This is a genomic window from Xanthobacter dioxanivorans (assembly GCF_016807805.1).
GTDB lineage: Bacteria > Pseudomonadota > Alphaproteobacteria > Rhizobiales > Xanthobacteraceae > Xanthobacter > Xanthobacter dioxanivorans.
The window spans coordinates 1,049,209-1,065,784 of record NZ_CP063362.1 but is presented as its reverse complement, the minus strand read 5'-3'; the positions used below and the strand labels follow the sequence as shown (position 1 = coordinate 1,065,784).

Sequence of the window (16,576 nt, the reverse complement as noted above, 5' to 3'; positions counted from 1 at the left end):
AGCATTCCATGACCGATATCGAAACGCGCGGCATCCTCTTGCCGCGCCTGGGCTTCGGTACCTTCCAGATGACCGGCGATACCTGCCGGGCCGCGGTGGAGAGCGCCCTCGCCCTCGGCTATCGCCACATCGACACCGCCGCCATGTACGGCAACGAGGCGGAGGTGGGCGCGGCCCTCGCCGCCTGCGGCCTTCCCCGCGACGCGCTGCACGTGACCACCAAGGTCTGGCACGACCAGCTCGCGCCCGATGCCATCCGCCGTTCCATGGACGCGAGCCTGGAGAAGCTCGGGCTCGACCATGTGGATCTCTTCCTTGTCCACTGGCCGTCGCCGCAGATGAACCTGCCGGCGGCGATGGCGACGCTGGCGCGCCTCGAGGAGGAGGGCCTCACGCGCGCCATCGGTGTCGCCAATTTCACCTTGCCGCTGCTGAAGCGCGTGGTGGAGGAGATCGGCGCGCCCATCGCCTGCAACCAGATCGAGTATCACGTCTTTCTGGATCAGGCGCCGATCCGGACCTACCTCGCCGGCCACGGCGTTCCCGTCACCGGCTATTGCCCGCTCGCCAGGGGCGCGGTGGCCGAGAGCGCGGAGCTGCGTGCCATTGCCGGGAAGCACGGCGCGACGCCGGCCCAGGTGGCGCTGCGCTGGCTGCTGGACCAGGGCGAGGTGGCGGTCATTCCCAAGGCGGCGGGCGCGGCGCGGCAGAAGGAGAATCTTGGCGCGCTCGGCCTCACCCTCGACCGCGACGACCACGCCGTCATCGCCCGCCTGCCCAAGGCGCAGCGCTTCGTGAGCCCTCCCTTCGCGCCGGTCTGGGACGCGGCCTGACGTCGAGGGATGGAACGCGGGGCGCGATCAGATGATCCCGCCGTTCACCCGCAGGGTCTGGCCGTTGATCCAGCCGCCGTCCGGCCCCACCAGCAGGGCGACCGCCGAGGCGATGTCTTCGGGCTGGCCGAGGCGCTCCAGCGGGGCGAGCTTGGCCAGGCGGTCGATGACCTCCTGCGGCTTGCCGTCGAGGAAGAGCTTGGTCGCAGTCGGTCCCGGCGCCACGGCATTGACGGTGATGTTCCGGCCGCGCAGCTCCTTGGCAAGGATGCTGGTCATGGCTTCCACCGCCGCCTTGGTGGCGGCGTAGACGCCGTAGGTCGGCTGCAACAGGCCGACGACGCTGGACGAGAGGTTCACGATCCGCCCGCCGTCCCGCAGCCGCCGCGCCGCCTCGCGCAGGGTGTTGAAGGTGCCCTTCAGGTTCACCGCGATCTGCCGGTCGAACAGGGCGTCGTCGCTGTCGGCGATGGTCGCGAGATTCATGATGCCGGCATTGTTGACCAGCACGTCGACGCCGCCGAACGCGGTCTCGGCGCTGTCGAACATGCGGCGCACCGCCTCGACGCTGGAAATATCGGCCTGGGCGGTGACGGCGCGGCCACCGGCGGCTTCGATCTTCGCCACGAGGGCTTCCGCCGGGCCGGTGCTGCCGGCGTAGTTCACCACCACGGTGAAGCCGTCTTTGGCGAGGCGTTCGGCCACCGCCGCGCCGATGCCGCCCGAGGCGCCGGTGACGATCGCGACCTTGCGGGAGTGATTGGCCATGAGTCCTGCTCCTTGCTGCTCGCCGGTGTCCGGCGGGTGTGAGGAGACAATGCCCATTTCATTCTGCCAGATAATCACCCATGATCCGGCATCACCATTCGAGATGTCGAACAATGGATCGGTTCGATGCCATGCGGGTCTTCACCCGGATCGTGGAGCGCCGGAGCTTCACCAAGGCCGCGGAGGATCTCGGGCTTCCGCGCTCGTCCGTGACCGACGCGGTGAAGGGGCTGGAGGCCCGGCTGGGTGTTCGCCTGCTCCAGCGCACCACCCGCCAGGTCAGCCCGACGCTGGACGGGGAGGCTTATTACCAGCGCTGCGTGGCGCTGATCGCCGATCTGGAGGATGCCGAAGGCGCCTTCGCCGGTGCCAAGCCCGCGGGCCTCGTGCGCATCGACGTGCATGGCACGCAGGCGCGCCATTTCCTGCTGCCGGGTCTTCCCCGCTTCCTCGACGCCTATCCGGGCCTGCGGCTTCACATCGGGGAGGCGCACCAGGCGCTGGACATGGTGCGGGAGGGGTTCGACTGCATCCTGCGCGCCGGCACGCTGAGCGACAGCCCGCTGATCCGCCGCAAGCTAGCGGAACTCGGCCGGGGCACCTACGCCAGTCCCTCCTACATCGAGCGGTTCGGCATCCCGGCGTCGCCGGACGATCTGGGGAACCACCGCATCATCGGCCTGCTTGCCCCGGACGCCGCCGCCGTCAGCCCGCTTGTCTTTCTCGATCGCGGCAGGGAGCGGCAGATGACGCCGCCCTCCGTCGTGACCGTGACCGGCGCCGAAACCAACGTGGCCTGCGCCTGCCAGGGGCTGGGGATCATCCAGGTTCCGCGCTATCGCATCGTCCCCGAGCTGGCCCGTGGGACGCTTGTGGAGATCCTTCGAGATTATCCGCCGACGCCGCTGCCGGTTCACGTGCTGTATTCGCACACGCGCCAGCTCTCGCCGCGGGTGCGCGTGGTCATCGAATGGATGGCGGAGCAGTTCCGGCTACGCGCCGTCTGAGCCCACCGGCCCATCCGGGACGCCGGTGCGCGCCCCGCCGGGGACGGCGCCCTGCGGGTTGACATCGATGGCGTAGAGCGAGGTCTGCGCGGTGATGAGCAGCCGGTTGCGCTTGCGCCCGCCGAAGCACACGTTGGAGACGCGCTCCGGGATGGGGATGGTGCCGAGATGGGTGCCGTCCGGCGCATGGCAGTGCACGCCGCCCAGGGCGGAAGTCCAGACGTTGCCGAGGGCGTCAAGGCTGATGCCGTCCTGGAAGCCGTCCTTTCGCGCGTCGGATTTCCCTGAGGGCGGTGCCGGCGCGGCGTTCAGGTCTCCCGGGTTCCCAAAAGCGCGCCGTAGGCGGCGAGGGCCTCGGCGTGGCCGGCATCGGCGCGCAGGCCCACATGGCCGTCGGGCCGGACCACCAGCAGCGTCATCGCGCCGACGCCCAGCCGGTCGGCGGCGTCGGGTTCCAGGCGGCCGTGCCCCTGCCCCTGCCCCTGCTCCGGCTGCGCGGTCAGCGTGAAGGCAGCCTCGACGACCGGGACGCCGGCGCGCGACTGGATCGCGCGGTGGACGTCCGCCAGCTCGTCATGGGTCGTCGATGCGCCGCCGATGAGAAGAGCCGTGTGGCCGGGGCGGTTGGTGAACGCATCGAGGGTCAGAACGCCGCCATCGGCGGCACGGACCTCGATCCGGTCCGGCAGCCGCTGGCCGGGGGCGAGCGCATGGTGCCGGTCGCCCATCACGATCGGCGAGCCGCCGTAGTCGATGTTCAGTTCCGCCTCGGCGACGGCTTCCTGGTGGCGCGTCGCGGGGTTCGCGAACACCGCGCGGATGGCCGCGTCGCGGGCGCGGCGCTCGCTCGGGTCCTTCAGCATCTGGGCGCTGTCCGCCTCGTCCCCCGAGGTCGTCACCATCTGGGCCACCGGGCGCCTTTCGGCCTCATAGCTGTCGAGCAGGGTGTCGGGGCAGTGCCCCTGGCAGACCAGCGCGAGCTTCCAGGAGAGGTTGTACGCATCCTGCAATCCGCTGTTCATCCCGTGGCCCTGCACGGGGCTGCAGGTGTGGGCGGCGTCCCCGGCCAGCAGCAGGCGTCCCGCCCGGTACCTCTGCGCGACCTTGGTGTGGCACTGGAAGCGGGTCGGGTTGGCGACGTCCTCGAAACGGGACGACGGCAGGTAGCGGGCGATGGTGGCCGAGGCATCGGCCACCAGATCGGAGTCCTCGGTGCTCGGCCGGAGATAGACGCGCCAGCGCCGGTCCGGCAGGGCGGTGAGGATCACCGGGATCTCGTCGAGATAGGCGTAGTTGGCCTCGTACGATTCCGAAAAGCCGCCCACGGTGGCGTCGAACACGGCCCATGGTTCGGCGATGTCGTGCCCGTCCTGGGCGATGCCCGCCAGTGTCCGGACCGTGCTGCGGTGCCCGTCGCATCCGGCCACCCACTGGGCGAGAACCTGAATTTCCGCGCCCTCGCGCTCCATTGTCGCCAGGACGCCGTCCGCGCGTTCCTCCAGGCCGACCAGCCGGGTGGAACGGGTGACCGTACCCCCCTGCCGGATCAGGTAGTCGGTGAGGATGGCTTCGGTGACTTCCTCGGAGACGCCGAGATTGAACGCATAGCGGCTGCCGCAGAGCGCAAGGTCGATGTCCCCGAGCGCGCTGCCGTTCGAATGCAGGCGCGCCCGGCGCTGCCTGACGCCGGCCGCGAGCAGGGGCTCGACGATGCCGAGGGATTCGAAGATCTCGATGGAGCGCGGATGCACGACCGTCGCGCGATCCCAGTCCAGGGGTCGCTCGTGCGCATCAATGAGAAGGCAGTCCACGCCGCGGCGATGGAGCTCGGCCGCCAACAGAAGCCCGGTCGGGCCGGCGCCCACCACGAGGACAGCCACAGCACAATCCACGTCGAAACCCTCCCCGGAAAACGCAGGCATCATGCCCAGCGCGGCCGCAAGGTCAAAGCTTTCCCTGGGCCGCCCGATCGCCGGCAGCAACCGCGCTCAGGACAGGGTGAAGGCGGCGATCATCGCGCCGTAGAGCAGCACCAGCACGCCGGCGCCGACGGCGTCGATCCATCGGCTGCCAGGCCGCAGCCACCAGCCGAAGCGCCGGCTCACCCACGGCACCAGCAGGCTCAGGAGGAGGACGCTGACCACGTTGCCGACGAACAGCGCCACCGGAAACGGCAGCTTCGCGCCCTGCTGGAGCAGCGGCGTCTGCACCAGGGCGCCGAACAGGAACACCACCGGGTAGAGCATGAGCACCACCAGCATGTTCTGCTTCCACGCCGCCGGCGCCTGGCCGGCCGTGGTGCCGAACCACTGGTCGAAGCCGGTGCGGGCGAGCCGGGTATGGAATTCCGCCGTGAAGGGCTCCGCCTCCGCCAGCATGGCCTTGCGCTCGGGCGACAAGAGCCATGCGTTCAGGTTGGCCTCGGTGTCGAAGCGCAGGATGGAGAGGAAGTCCTCCTGCACGCCGGGAATGGGCGCCTCGAACCGGTAGCCCTGGAAGCCGGGCGCCCGGCTCTGCGCCGCGGCGATGCGCTGCTCCCAGGCGCGGTAGGCCGCCTCCTGCCCCGGCTTGAGCCGGGTGGAGATGACCATGGCGATGGGCGCCGGCAGCACGCCCGATGCCCCGTCCCGCACCAGATGCACGTCGTCCCGGCCGGCCAGCATGTGCGTGACGCCGGCGAGCCGCGCCAGCCGGGCGCCGGAGTTCAGCCAGCCCACGGCCGCGTCGGTGCTGGCGAAGCGCTGGAGGATCACCCAGTCCACCTGCGTGGGCGGCGCGGGCGGGGCGATGGACTGCTCGATGAAGCCGGGAAAGCCGGCGATCACCTTCTGCGTCTCCTCCTGCCACGCGGCGAAGGCGGCCTCGTGCCCCTCCAGCACCCGCGTCTGGATGACGACGGTGACGGACCCTGCCGGCGCCTCGGTCACGGCGCCACGCTGAGCTGGTCGAAGATGCGATCGGGCGTGAACGGCAGCTCCGCGAAGCGCACGCCGGTGGCATCCGCCAGCGCGTTGGAGACCGCCGGCGCCACCGCATTGATGGCGCATTCGCCCTGCGCCTTCGCGCCGAGAGGGCCGATGGTGTCGAAGGTGTCGGCGAACAGGATTGTGGTGCGCGGCGTGTCGGCGAAGGCCGGGATGTGGTAGTTGCGCAGCGCCGGGTTGAGCGGCCGGCCGTTCTCGTCGTGCACCATGTGCTCGGTGAGCGCCCAGCCGAGCCCCATGGCCACCGCGCCCTCCAGCTGCCCGCGGCACTGGACCGGATTGATGAGGCGTCCGATGTCGGCCGCATGCACGCTGTGCAGGATGCGGATCTCGCCGGTGACGCGGTGCACCGCGAGGCGCACGCCCTGCACGTTGAAGGCGATGGTGCGCGGCGAGAGGTAGGCCTTGCGCCGGGCCTCGAAGCGGTGGCCGAGGGCGGTGCCGCGGCGGTGCAGCTCGGCGAGCGGGATGCGGCTGTTGCCGCTCACCACCGCCCCGTCGGCCAGCGCCCAGTCGCCCGGCGGGATGCCGGTGAGGCGGGCGGCGCCGGCGCGGATGCTGTCGCGCAGGGCCCGGGCGGTCAGTTCCACCGCCTGCCCGGCCACCACCGTGCCGGTGCTGGCGAAGGTGCCGGAATCATAGGGCGCGAGGTCGGTATCGGCATTGATGATGGCGATGGATTCGGCGCGCGCGCCGAGCAGCTCGGCGGCGATCTGCCGGTGCGCGGTGATGGAGCCGTTGCCCATTTCCGTCGAGCCGATGGCGAGGTGGTAGGAGCCGTCCGGCTCCAGCCGCATCTGGCCGCCGGAGCGGTGCTCGGTGGGCGGGCCGCTCTCCAGCATGGACACGGCGAAGCCGGTGCCCTGCGCCCAGTCTCCCTCCGGCACCGGCAATCCGCCGCCGCCGGCCAGCTCCGCCTCCACCAGATCGAGGCACTGGTCGAGGCCATAGCTGCCGAAGGCCACGTCGGAGGGGTCTCCCCACACCGATTCGATGACGTCGTCCGGCCCGATCATGTTGCTGCGGCGGATCGCCAGCGGGGCGATGCCGAGCTTGGCCGCGAGGTCGTCCATGGCGCATTCGATGGCGAAGGTGCTCTGCGAGGCGCCATAGCCGCGAAAGCCGCCGCCGGGAATCATGTTGGTGTAGACGGCGCTGCCCTCGGCCTTCTTGTTGGGGCAGCGATAGGCGGCGATGGGGCTGCCCAGCGCCGCCGCCAGGGTCTCGCTGCCGTGGCCGCCATAGGCGCCGGTATTGGAGACCACATGCACCTCGAGGGCGGTGAGGGTGCCGTCGGCGCGGGCGCCGATCTTCACCCGCGTGGTCATCTGGTGGCGGGTGGTGGCGCCGAGGAATTCCTCCTCGCGGGTGAACTCCCACTTCACCGGGCGCCCCAGCTTGAGGGTGGCGAGGACGCACAAATCCTCGGACACCATCTCCTGCTTGCCGCCGAAGCCGCCGCCGACGCGCTCGGTGAACACGTGCAGGTCGTGCGGGAAGATGCCGAACAAATAGCAGAGCTTGCGGTGGACGATGAACGGCGCCTGGGTGGAGGTGCGCACATGGACGCGTCCCTCTTCGTCCCGCCAGGCGATGGAGCCATGGGTCTCCAGGTGCGCGTGCTGGACGCGCGAGGTGGAATAGGTCTTCTCGTGCACCACCGCCGCGGCCTCGAAGCCGGCCGCCACGCTGCCCACCTCGCCGCCGAAGGTGACGTAGATGTTGCCCCGGGCCGCGTTGCCCTTGTGGTGGAGGACGGGTGCGCCATCGGCCATGGCGAGGACCGGATCGAACACGGCGGGCAGGACCTCGTACGCCACCTCCAGCGCCCGGCAGCCGGCTTCCGCCGCCGCCTCGCTCTCCGCCACCACGGCGGCGACACGCTGGCCGACGACGCGGACCACGTCGTCGAGGATGTAGGTGTCGTCCGGATCCACGAGATGATCCTCGTGGGTGGCGGTGCTGTAGAGCTTGCGCGGCACGTCCTCGAAGGTGAACACTGCGACGACGCCCGGCACCGCCAGCGCCTTCTCCCGGCCGATGCCCAGGATGCGCGCATGGGCGTGGGGCGAGCGCAGCACCTTGAGGTGGAGCAGGCGGTCCACCGCCACGTCCATGGTGTAGCGCGCGTGGCCGGTGACGATGCCCCGGCTGAACGGGTTGGGCAGGCTCGCGCCGCAGGCCGCGCCGGCGACGTCGTGATCGGTGGCGCGGATGCCGTCCACCGCATCCTCGATGGACCGGTAGCCGGTGCAGCGGCAGAGGTTGCCCTTCAGCGATCGCGGCAGGTCGGCGCGCTGGGCCTCGTCGAGGGCGGCCACGGTCATGATCATGCCAGCGGTGCAGAAGCCGCACTGGAACCCCTGCGCCTCCATGAAGGCCGTCTGCACCGGATGAAGCTCATCCCCGTGCGCGAGGCCCTGGATGGTGGTGACCTGCCGCCCCCGGGCGCGGAAGGCCGGCATCAGGCAGGAATGCACAGGCACCCCGTCGAGCCATACGGTGCAGGCGCCGCAATCGCCGGCGTCGCAGCCCTTCTTCACGCCGAACACGCCGCAATCGCGCAGGAAGGTCCGCAGGCACTGGCCCGGCCGCGGCTCGTCGGAAACCTGCCGCCCGTCGATGGAGTAGGTCACGCCGCGCCCCCGGTTGCCGCCAGTTCGGCCCGGATCTCCTGCGCGAAATGCGCGGTGAGGTGCCGCTTGTAGGCGGGCGTGCCGTTGACGTCGTCGAAATAGCCGTCCGCCGGGATCGCCGCGGCGATGGCGGCCTGCATCGCCGGCGCGTCCGGCAGCTGCGGGAAGTGCAGTTGCACCGGGCGCGGCGTCGCGGCGGTGATGGTCAGGAGCAGGTCGCCCGCCGGCCCGCGCGTGCCGATGAGCAGCGCCGCCGAGCGGCCGAGCTTGGTCAGAGAGGCCCGGCGCATGGCGAAGCGCTTCTTCAGCGCCGAGGCGGGGATTTGGATCGCCCGCAGCAGCTCGCCCGGCGCCAGGATGTTGGCGTGGTTGCCGGTGACAAAGTCGAGGGCGGCCACACTGCGCGGTGCGCCCGCGCGTGGCCAGAGCAGGTAGGTCGCCTCGAGCGCCACGGTCAGCGAGATCATGGCGCCGGCCGGCAGCGACATGCAGATGTTGCCGCCGACGGTGGCGACGCCGGCCACCTTGAACGACATCAGCAGCGAATGGACGCACGCCCGCAGCAGTGGCGCCGCATGCCAGTCCGGCGGCGCCACGGTGTCGCCGACGCGCGCAATGGGACAGGTGGCGGCGATCTCGATGCCGGCATCGGACAAGGTGAGGTCGGGCCAGGCGAAGCCCTGGAGGTCCACCAGCGTGTCGACGGAGGGCTGCGGCTCGGACATCAGCCACGTACCGCCCGCGAGCCAGGCATGCCCCGCCGGCCACGCCTCGATGTCACCGGGGAGCGTGGGCGTCCTGATCTGCCGGACCGTGTTCAGATCCATTGATCCTCCCCGTTCGGGATGCGGTGGTGAAGGCCGGCGAGGAAACAGCGGGGGATGGGATGTCGGCGGCGGACGGGAACTGAGGGGCGTGATGTGCTGGCGAAGCTAACACGCGCAGCCGGTTGCAACCAAGGCGGATCTGATCGATCTGCGCGGTCGCGCGGCGATGGGACACGAGGGATTTTGTCGTCGCGGGAGCCACCCCCTGCGGCGCCCGGCGGGGCTGCGGATCGCGACCGCCGGGCCGGCGGCCGTATCCTTGTTTCTTGCTCCGACCGGCGCAAACGCCACTTTCGACATAATACGAAGGATGAACCAATCAGAGTCTTTGGCCGAAAGTATAAGATCGGGCGTCGACTGGAACCCGACCTCCCGCATGCGGTCGAAATGCTGGGGCGAGGGTGCTTAAATCCCCCAGAAAGGCGCATAAACATTCAATCTAATGCGATTCTTCGTGGACCCGTGCGGCCCGCGGGGCACCTGATCCTGCCTTAAGGGCATCGCCCAAAGTACGGTATTTACCCAGCTAGCGCCGGGCACGCGACTGGTCCAGATTGCGGGCGCGACGGAAGGGCCGCGTGCAGGGCACCCGTCAACCACAACATAACAACCAGGCCCGCGGAACCTCCGCGGCCCGCAAAAGGGGGGGCTCCAATGGATGCATCTCTTGCCGCTCGCATAGCGGCCGATCCCAATTACCAGCTCCTGAAGTCGAAGCGCTCGCGCTTCGGCTGGATTCTCACGCTGGCGATGCTGGTGGTCTATTACGGCTTCATCCTGCTTATCGCCTTCCGGAAAGACATTCTCGCGGTGCGCATCGGCGACGGCGTGATGACGTGGGGTATTCCGATCGGCTTCGGCGTGATCGTCTTCACGATCCTCATCACCGCCCTCTACGTCCGGCGCGCCAACAGCGAGTTCGACGATCTCTCCGAGAAGATCAAGCAGCAGGTGCTCAAGTGACCGCGATGCACACTTCCATCGGCAGGGCGCTGCGCCTTGCGGGCGTCCTCGCCCTCGCTCTCCTGCCCGCGTCGGCCTTCGCCGCCGAGGCGATCGGCGCGTCGGAGAAGCAGAACACCAACTGGACGGCGATCGCCATGTTCGCGATCTTCGTCGTCGGCACCCTCTTCATCACCAAGTGGGCGGCGGCCAAGACCAAGTCGGCGGCCGACTTCTACACCGCCGGCGGCGGTATCACCGGCTTCCAGAACGGCCTCGCCATCGCCGGCGACTACATGTCGGCCGCCTCCTTCCTCGGCATCTCCGCGGCGGTGATGAGCTCCGGGTTCGACGGGCTGATCTATTCGATCGGCTTCCTCGTCGGCTGGCCCATCCTCACCTTCCTGATGGCGGAACGCCTGCGCAACCTCGGCAAGTTCACCTTCGCCGACGTGGCCGCCTTCCGCTTCGCCCAGACCCCGGTGCGCATCTTCGCCGCCTCCGGCACGCTGGTGGTGGTGGCCTTCTACCTGATCGCCCAGATGGTGGGCGCCGGCCAGCTCATCAAGCTGCTGTTCGGCCTCGACTACTGGATCGCGGTGGTCATCGTCGGCGCGCTGATGATGGTGTACGTGCTGTTCGGCGGCATGACCGCCACCACCTGGGTGCAGATCATCAAGGCCTGCCTGCTTCTGGGCGGGGCCACCTTCATGGCCCTCATGGTCATGTGGCGCTACGGCTTCAGCCCGGAGGGCATGTTCGCCGCGGCGGTGGGCGTCAAGACCCAGATCGCCCTGGCCAAGGGCGCCGCGCCGGAGGCGGCGGCCGCTGCCGGGCAGTCCATCATGGGGCCGGGGACTTTCATCAAGGACCCGATCTCGGCCATCTCGTTCGGCATGGCGCTGATGTTCGGCACCGCCGGCCTGCCCCATATCCTGATGCGCTTCTTCACCGTGCCGAGCGCCAAGGAAGCGCGCAAGTCGGTGATGTGGGCCACCGGGTGGATCGGCTACTTCTACCTGCTCACCTTCATCATCGGCTTCGGCGCCATCACCTTCGTGCTCACCAATCCGGAGTTCCTCGACGCCAAGGGCGGCCTCATCGGCGGCTCCAACATGGCGGCGGTGCACCTGGCTCGGGCGGTGGGGGCAACATCTTCCTCGGCTTCATCTCGGCGGTGGCGTTCGCGACCATCCTCGCGGTGGTGGCGGGCCTGACCCTATCCGGCGCCTCGGCGGTGTCGCACGACCTCTATTCCACCGTGTTCAAGGGCGGCAAGGCCGACAGCGCCTCGGAGCTGAAGGTCTCGCGCATCACCACCATCTGCCTCGGCATCCTGGCGGTGCTTCTGGGCATCGCCTTCGAGAAGCAGAACATCGCCTTCATGGTGTCCCTGGCCTTCGCGGTGGCGGCCTCGGCCAACTTTCCGGTGCTTTTCATGTCGGTGCTGTGGAAGGACTGCACCACCAAGGGTGCGGTGGTCGGCGGGTTCCTCGGGCTTGCGTCCTCGGTGATCCTGACCGTGCTGTCACCTTCGGTGTGGGAGGCCACCCTCGGCAACCCGGTGGGCTCGGCGCCCTTCCCCTATGCCTCGCCGGCCCTGTTCTCCATGACGCTCGGGTTCCTGGGGATCTGGCTGGTCTCGATCCTCGACAACAGCCAGAGGGCGAAGATCGACCGGGCCGGGTTCCCGGCGCAGGAGGTCCGGTCGGAGACCGGCATCGGCGCCTCGGAAGCCTCGGGGCACTGAGGCGAGCGCCCGATGCCGCGCCCGCCCGATACGGAGCCCGGCACCAGCGATGACGACCGCCTGATACCCCGGGCCGATACGGCCCGGGGACAGGGCGGCCCCAGTCCCCCCGCCGAGGACCACGCGGACGGCGGCCTTTCGCAGGCCGCCGCGTCCTTCGACCCGCCGCGTCCCACCGACCCGCCCCGACCCGGGCGGGTTTCGGCGTCCGGCCGGGAGCGGCGCGAGCTCGTGTCGCTGATGACGTCGCGGGTGCGCGACGTCTATGTGCGCAAACCGTTCTTCGTCGATGGCGGCACCGACATCGTCAGCCTGTGCCGCGCCCTCTCCGAGCGCCGGCTCAGCGATGCGCTGGTGCGCGACGACGGGCGCATCGGCATCTTCACCACCACCGATCTGCGCGACGCCCTGCTGCGGGAGACGCCGCCGGATCGCCTCGCGGTGCGCGAGGTGGCGACCTTCGAGCCCTGGTCGGTGCGCCCGGACGACGAGCTCTACGACGCCCTCATCCTCATGCTGCGCCACCGCATCCACCGGGTGCTGGTGCGCGAGGGCGCGGGCAGCGGCGAGGACGGCATCGTCGGCGTGCTCGGCCAGCTCGACCTCATGGCCTTCGTCGCCAACCACTCCCACCTCATCGCCCTGGAGGCGGCGCAGGCCACCAGCTTCGACGAGCTGAAGGCGGCCGCGCGCCAGATCGACAGCCTCGTGACCGTGCTCGATGGCGACGGCGTGCGCGTCGAGGTGATCGCCGCGCTGGTGGGCGAGCTCAACCGGCAGGTCTTCCGCCGCCTGTGGGAGATGCTGGCGCCGCCGGAGCTGCGCGCCAATAGCTGCCTGGTGGTGATGGGCTCGGAAGGCCGCGGCGAGCAGATCATCAAGACCGATCAGGACAACGCCCTTTTGCTCGCCGACGGCTTCGCCTGCGAGGGGCTGGAGGCCATCACGCAGCGCTTCACCGCGGCGCTCATCGATTTCGGCTATCCCCCGTGCCCCGGCGGCATCATGCTGAGCCGCCCGCTGTGGTGCCAGCCCCTCTCGGCGTTCAAGGACACGCTCCGGCGCTGGATCCATGGGGGGGATCCGGAAGGACCCATGAACCTTGCCATCTTCCTTGACGCGGCCGTGGTGGCGGGGGATGGCGGGCTGCTCGCGGCGGCACGGGCGCATGTGGACTTCCTGATGATGAACGACGCCGGCTATTTCGCCCGCTTCGCCCAGGCGGTGGAGCGCTTCGGCGAGGGCGGCAGCTGGTGGTCCCGCCTGCCCGGCCTCACCGGGCGCGCCGCCGCCGAGATCGACCTGAAGAAGCTCGGCATCTTCCCGCTTGTGCACGGGGTGCGGGCGCTGGCGCTGGAGCACCGTATCTATGCCCTCGGCACGGCGGAGCGCCTCCAGGCGCTGGTGGAGACCGGGCACATGGAGCCCTCCTTCGCCCGCGACCTGACCGATGCGCTGCGCTTCCTCATCGGCCTGAAGCTCGCCAGCAACCTGCGCCAGATCGCCGAGGGCCGGCCCCCCGGCAATGCCATCCGCCTGACCGAGCTCGGGACGCTGGAGCGGCAGGCGCTGAAGGAGGCCCTCGCCATTGTCCGCGGCTTCAAGCAGTGGCTCGGGCGGCACTACCGGTTCGACGCGCTATGACGGCGAACGGCGACGATCACGCGCCCGCACGGGCTCCGGCCGAGGCGCCCGCCGAGCGCGGCCCGCGCCCGCAGCTTCTCCTGGCGCTGTGCGGCGCCGGGTTCCTGGCCTTCAACTTCCCGCTGCTCATGGTGTGGGATGCGGACGTGACGGTGTTCGGCCTGCCCTTGCTGCCGGTGGCGCTGTTCGCCATCTGGGCGGCGCTCATCGTTGCCCTCGCGGTGGCGAGCGAGCGGCGGCTGAGGGGTGCCGATTCCGTCCTTCCCCCGTCGCCGGCGCCCGCCGGCGATGGCTCCTGAGCCGCAGGCGGACGAGGGCGCCATGGGCGAGCCGAGCCGCATCTCCCGGGTCGTGTCCGCGCCCGTCCGCCGGGGGAGGGCGCCATGATCCCGGCGCCTGTGGTGGTGGGCGCGGCGGTGGGCTACCTCGCGCTCCTGTTCGCCGTCGCCGCCTTCGCCGACCGGCGGGCGGCGCAGGGCCGCTCGGTGATCGGCAACGCCTGGATCTACGCCCTGTCGTTGGCGGTCTACTGCACCGCCTGGACCTATTTCGGCAGCGTCGGGCGCGCGGCCACCACCGGCGTCTGGTTCCTGCCCATCTATCTCGGGCCCATGCTGGCCATGCTCCTGGCCTGGATCGTGGTGCGCAAGATGATCCGCATCGCCCACACCTACCGCATCACCTCCATCGCCGACTTCATCGCCAGCCGCTACGGCAAGAGCCCGCTGCTCGCCGCCGTCGTGACGCTCATCACCGTGGTCGGCATCGTCCCCTACATCGCGCTGCAGCTGAAGGCGGTGTCCTCCGGCTACGTGCTGCTCACCGGCTCCGGCACGGCGCACGGCGCGGCGGGCCCCGCCTGGTGGCAGGACGGCACGCTGCTGGTGACCCTGGCGCTGGCCCTGTTCACCATCCTGTTCGGCACCCGCCACCTGGACAGCGCCGAGCGGCACGAGGGCATGGTGGCGGCAGTGGCCTTCGAATCCCTGGTCAAGCTCCTCGCCTTCCTGGCGGTGGGGGTGTTCGTCACCTGGGGCCTGTTCGACGGCATGGCCGACATCTGGGCGCGCGCCCAGGCCTTGCCCGAGCTGAAATCCCTGCTGCGGCTCGGCGGCGAAGGCGGGGCCGGCAGCTTCGGCTATGCCCAGTGGTTCACCCTCACCCTGCTCTCCATGCTCTCGGTGCTGCTGCTGCCGCGGCAGTTCCAGATGATGGTGGTGGAGTGCGTGGACGAGCGGCACCTGAAGCGCGCCGCCTGGGTGTTCCCCGCCTATCTCCTGGTCATCAACATCTTCGTGCTGCCGCTGGCGCTGGGCGGCATGGTGCTGTTCGGGCCGAAGGGCGCGGATCCGGAAACCTTCGTGCTCTCCTTGCCCCTCGCCCATGGCGCGGCCGGCCTTGCGCTGTTTGCCTATGTGGGCGGGCTGTCGGCGGCCACCGGCATGCTGATCGTGGAGACCATCGCCGTCTCCACCATGGTATGCAACGACCTGGTCATGCCCTCGCTGCTGCGGCTGAAGGCGTTCGGCGCGCGGGCCGGGGGCGACCTCACGCGGCTGCTGCTCAACATCCGCCGCGCCGCCATCCTCGGCATCCTGCTGCTGGGCTACCTTTATTTCCAGGTGGCGGGGGAGGCCTATGCGCTGGTCTCCATCGGCCTCATCAGTTTCGCCGCCGTGGCCCAGTTCGCGCCCGCCTTGTTCGGCGGCATGTACTGGCGCGACGGCACGCGCCTCGGGGCCGTCTGTGGCCTTGGCGGCGGCTTCCTGGTCTGGGCCTATACCCTGATGCTGCCCTCGGTGGCGAAATCCGGCTGGATCGACGACGGCTTCCTCCTCCACGGCCCGTTCGGCCTCACAGCCCTGGCCCCGGAACGGCTATTCGGGCTGTCCGGGCTCGACAGCCTGTCCCACTCCCTGTTCTGGAGCCTTCTCGTCAACGTCTCTCTCTATGTGGCCCTGTCCCTGTGGCGGGGGCCCTCGGGACGGGAGGCGAGCCAGGCGCTGCTGTTCGTGGACGTGTTCGCGCGCGGCCGGGCGGCCGGCACCGAAGAGCCGGTGTTCTGGCGCGGCCGCGCCCGCCCGGCCGACCTGATGGCGCTGGCGAGCCGCCTGCTCGGCCCGGAGGCGGCGCGGCAGATCTTCGCCGAGCATGCCCGCGAGAGCGGCGTCTCCGAGGTCGCCGACCTCACCGCCGACGCCCGCCTCGTCGACCGGGTGGAGCGGCGGCTCGCCGGCGCGGTGGGCAGCGCCTCGGCCCGGGTGCTGGTGGCGGCGGTGGCCGAGGAGGAGCCGCTGGGCACCGCCGACGTGATGGAGATCCTCAGCGAGGCCTCGCAGCTGCGCGTCTATGCCCGCGCGCTGGAGGTCGCATCGGCCGATCTCACCGCCGCCAACGCGCAGCTGAAGACGCTGGACGAGCTGAAGGACGACTTCATGTCGTCCGTCACCCACGAGCTGCGCACCCCGCTCACCGCCATCCGCGCCCTGTCGGAACTGATGCTCGACGCGCCGGACATGGAGGCGGCGCAGCGCGCGGAGTTCCTCGCCATTATCGTCGGCGAGAGCGAGCGCCTCGGGCGGCTCGTCAACCAGGTGCTGGACATGGCCAAGATCGAATCCGGCCAGGCCGAATGGAACAGCGCCGACGTGGACCTGCGCCGCCTCGTCGGCGACGCGGTGAAGGCCACCGCCGAACTGGCCCGCAGCCGCGGCGCCGAGATCACCTTCACGGCGCCCGACGCGGTGCCCCTTCTGCGCGCCGATCCCGATCGGCTGACGCAGGTGATGCTCAACCTCATCTCCAACGCCACGAAGTTCGTGCCGGCGCAGGGCGGCCGCATCGCGGTGAGCCTCGCCTTAGACGGCGACAGCCTCGTGGTGGCGGTCAAGGACAACGGGCCGGGGGTGCCGCCGGCCGACCGCGACACCATATTCGAGAAGTTCCGGCAGGGCGGCGACGCCCTGACCCGGCCGCCCGGCACCGGCCTCGGGCTTCCGATCAGCCGCCAGATCGTGGAACATCTCGGCGGGCGGATGTGGCTGGACCAACAAGAGGGCAGCGGCGCATGCTTCGCGTTCCGACTGCCCCTGCGTTCACATCCCGATGGGACATGAGCTGCGCTCATCCCGCATCGGCATCGCTTGAACGACGTCCATCGGACCCGTCCCGGACAGGACCGATGC

12 protein-coding genes and 1 pseudogene are annotated in these 16,576 nt (G+C 70.1%); 7 read left to right on the top strand and 6 right to left on the bottom strand.

The annotated features are described in order from the left end of the window. Nucleotides 1–8 precede the first annotated feature (8 nt). Nucleotides 9–833: an aldo/keto reductase gene (locus tag EZH22_RS05100; RefSeq protein ID WP_203194672.1), complete on the top strand. Its 825-nt coding sequence runs from the start codon at nucleotides 9–11 to the stop codon at nucleotides 831–833. A gap of 27 nt (nucleotides 834–860) precedes the next feature. On the opposite strand, the gene EZH22_RS05095 is transcribed toward EZH22_RS05100, so the two are convergent. Further along, the gene (locus EZH22_RS05095; RefSeq protein ID WP_203194671.1) at nucleotides 861–1,601 is read right to left on the bottom strand and encodes an SDR family oxidoreductase; all 741 of its coding nucleotides are present in this window, start codon (nucleotides 1,599–1,601) and stop codon (nucleotides 861–863) included. A gap of 113 nt (nucleotides 1,602–1,714) precedes the next feature. Here EZH22_RS05095 and EZH22_RS05090 point away from each other — a divergent pair, with 113 nt between their 5' ends. Further along, on the top strand, nucleotides 1,715–2,608 hold the full coding sequence (locus tag EZH22_RS05090) for a LysR family transcriptional regulator (protein ID WP_203194670.1): 894 nt from the start codon (nucleotides 1,715–1,717) through the stop codon (nucleotides 2,606–2,608). On the opposite strand, the gene EZH22_RS05085 is transcribed toward EZH22_RS05090, so the two are convergent. The 5 genes from EZH22_RS05085 to EZH22_RS05065 form a co-directional block, all read right to left on the bottom strand. Continuing rightward, nucleotides 2,594–2,815, bottom strand: a complete 222-nt coding sequence (locus EZH22_RS05085) for an SMP-30/gluconolactonase/LRE family protein (protein ID WP_408647717.1) — start codon at nucleotides 2,813–2,815, stop codon at nucleotides 2,594–2,596. The genes EZH22_RS05090 and EZH22_RS05085 overlap by 15 nt on opposite strands. A 101-nt stretch (nucleotides 2,816–2,916) precedes the next feature. Next, the gene (locus tag EZH22_RS05080) at nucleotides 2,917–4,590 is read right to left on the bottom strand and encodes an FAD-dependent monooxygenase (protein ID WP_231711303.1); all 1,674 of its coding nucleotides are present in this window, start codon (nucleotides 4,588–4,590) and stop codon (nucleotides 2,917–2,919) included. Nucleotides 4,591–4,596: 6 nt separating this feature from the next. Further along, the gene (locus EZH22_RS05075) at nucleotides 4,597–5,535 is read right to left on the bottom strand and encodes an antibiotic biosynthesis monooxygenase (protein WP_203194669.1); all 939 of its coding nucleotides are present in this window, start codon (nucleotides 5,533–5,535) and stop codon (nucleotides 4,597–4,599) included. After that, complete coding sequence (locus EZH22_RS05070; RefSeq protein ID WP_203194668.1) at nucleotides 5,532–8,228, bottom strand: molybdopterin-dependent oxidoreductase; 2,697 nt, start codon at nucleotides 8,226–8,228, stop codon at nucleotides 5,532–5,534. The genes EZH22_RS05075 and EZH22_RS05070 overlap by 4 nt, the downstream gene beginning before the upstream one ends. After that, complete coding sequence (locus tag EZH22_RS05065; protein WP_203194667.1) at nucleotides 8,225–9,055, bottom strand: FAD binding domain-containing protein; 831 nt, start codon at nucleotides 9,053–9,055, stop codon at nucleotides 8,225–8,227. The genes EZH22_RS05070 and EZH22_RS05065 overlap by 4 nt, the downstream gene beginning before the upstream one ends. Before the next feature lie 654 nt (nucleotides 9,056–9,709). Here EZH22_RS05065 and EZH22_RS05060 point away from each other — a divergent pair. From EZH22_RS05060 to EZH22_RS05040, 5 genes and pseudogenes are all read left to right on the top strand, one after another. Next, on the top strand, nucleotides 9,710–10,018 hold the full coding sequence (locus EZH22_RS05060; RefSeq protein ID WP_203194666.1) for a DUF485 domain-containing protein: 309 nt from the start codon (nucleotides 9,710–9,712) through the stop codon (nucleotides 10,016–10,018). 5 nt (nucleotides 10,019–10,023) lie between these two features. Beyond that, nucleotides 10,024–11,747, top strand: a pseudogene (locus EZH22_RS05055) (cation acetate symporter). 240 nt (nucleotides 11,748–11,987) lie between these two features. Then, entirely contained in the window at nucleotides 11,988–13,391 is a 1,404-nt protein-coding gene (locus tag EZH22_RS05050; RefSeq protein WP_231711491.1) for a putative nucleotidyltransferase substrate binding domain-containing protein, read from the top strand. Further along, complete coding sequence (locus EZH22_RS05045; RefSeq protein WP_203194664.1) at nucleotides 13,388–13,690, top strand: hypothetical protein; 303 nt, start codon at nucleotides 13,388–13,390, stop codon at nucleotides 13,688–13,690. The genes EZH22_RS05050 and EZH22_RS05045 overlap by 4 nt, the downstream gene beginning before the upstream one ends. A gap of 84 nt (nucleotides 13,691–13,774) precedes the next feature. After that, nucleotides 13,775–16,507: an ATP-binding protein gene (locus EZH22_RS05040; protein WP_203194663.1), complete on the top strand. Its 2,733-nt coding sequence runs from the start codon at nucleotides 13,775–13,777 to the stop codon at nucleotides 16,505–16,507. The last annotated feature ends 69 nt before the right edge of the window (nucleotides 16,508–16,576 follow it).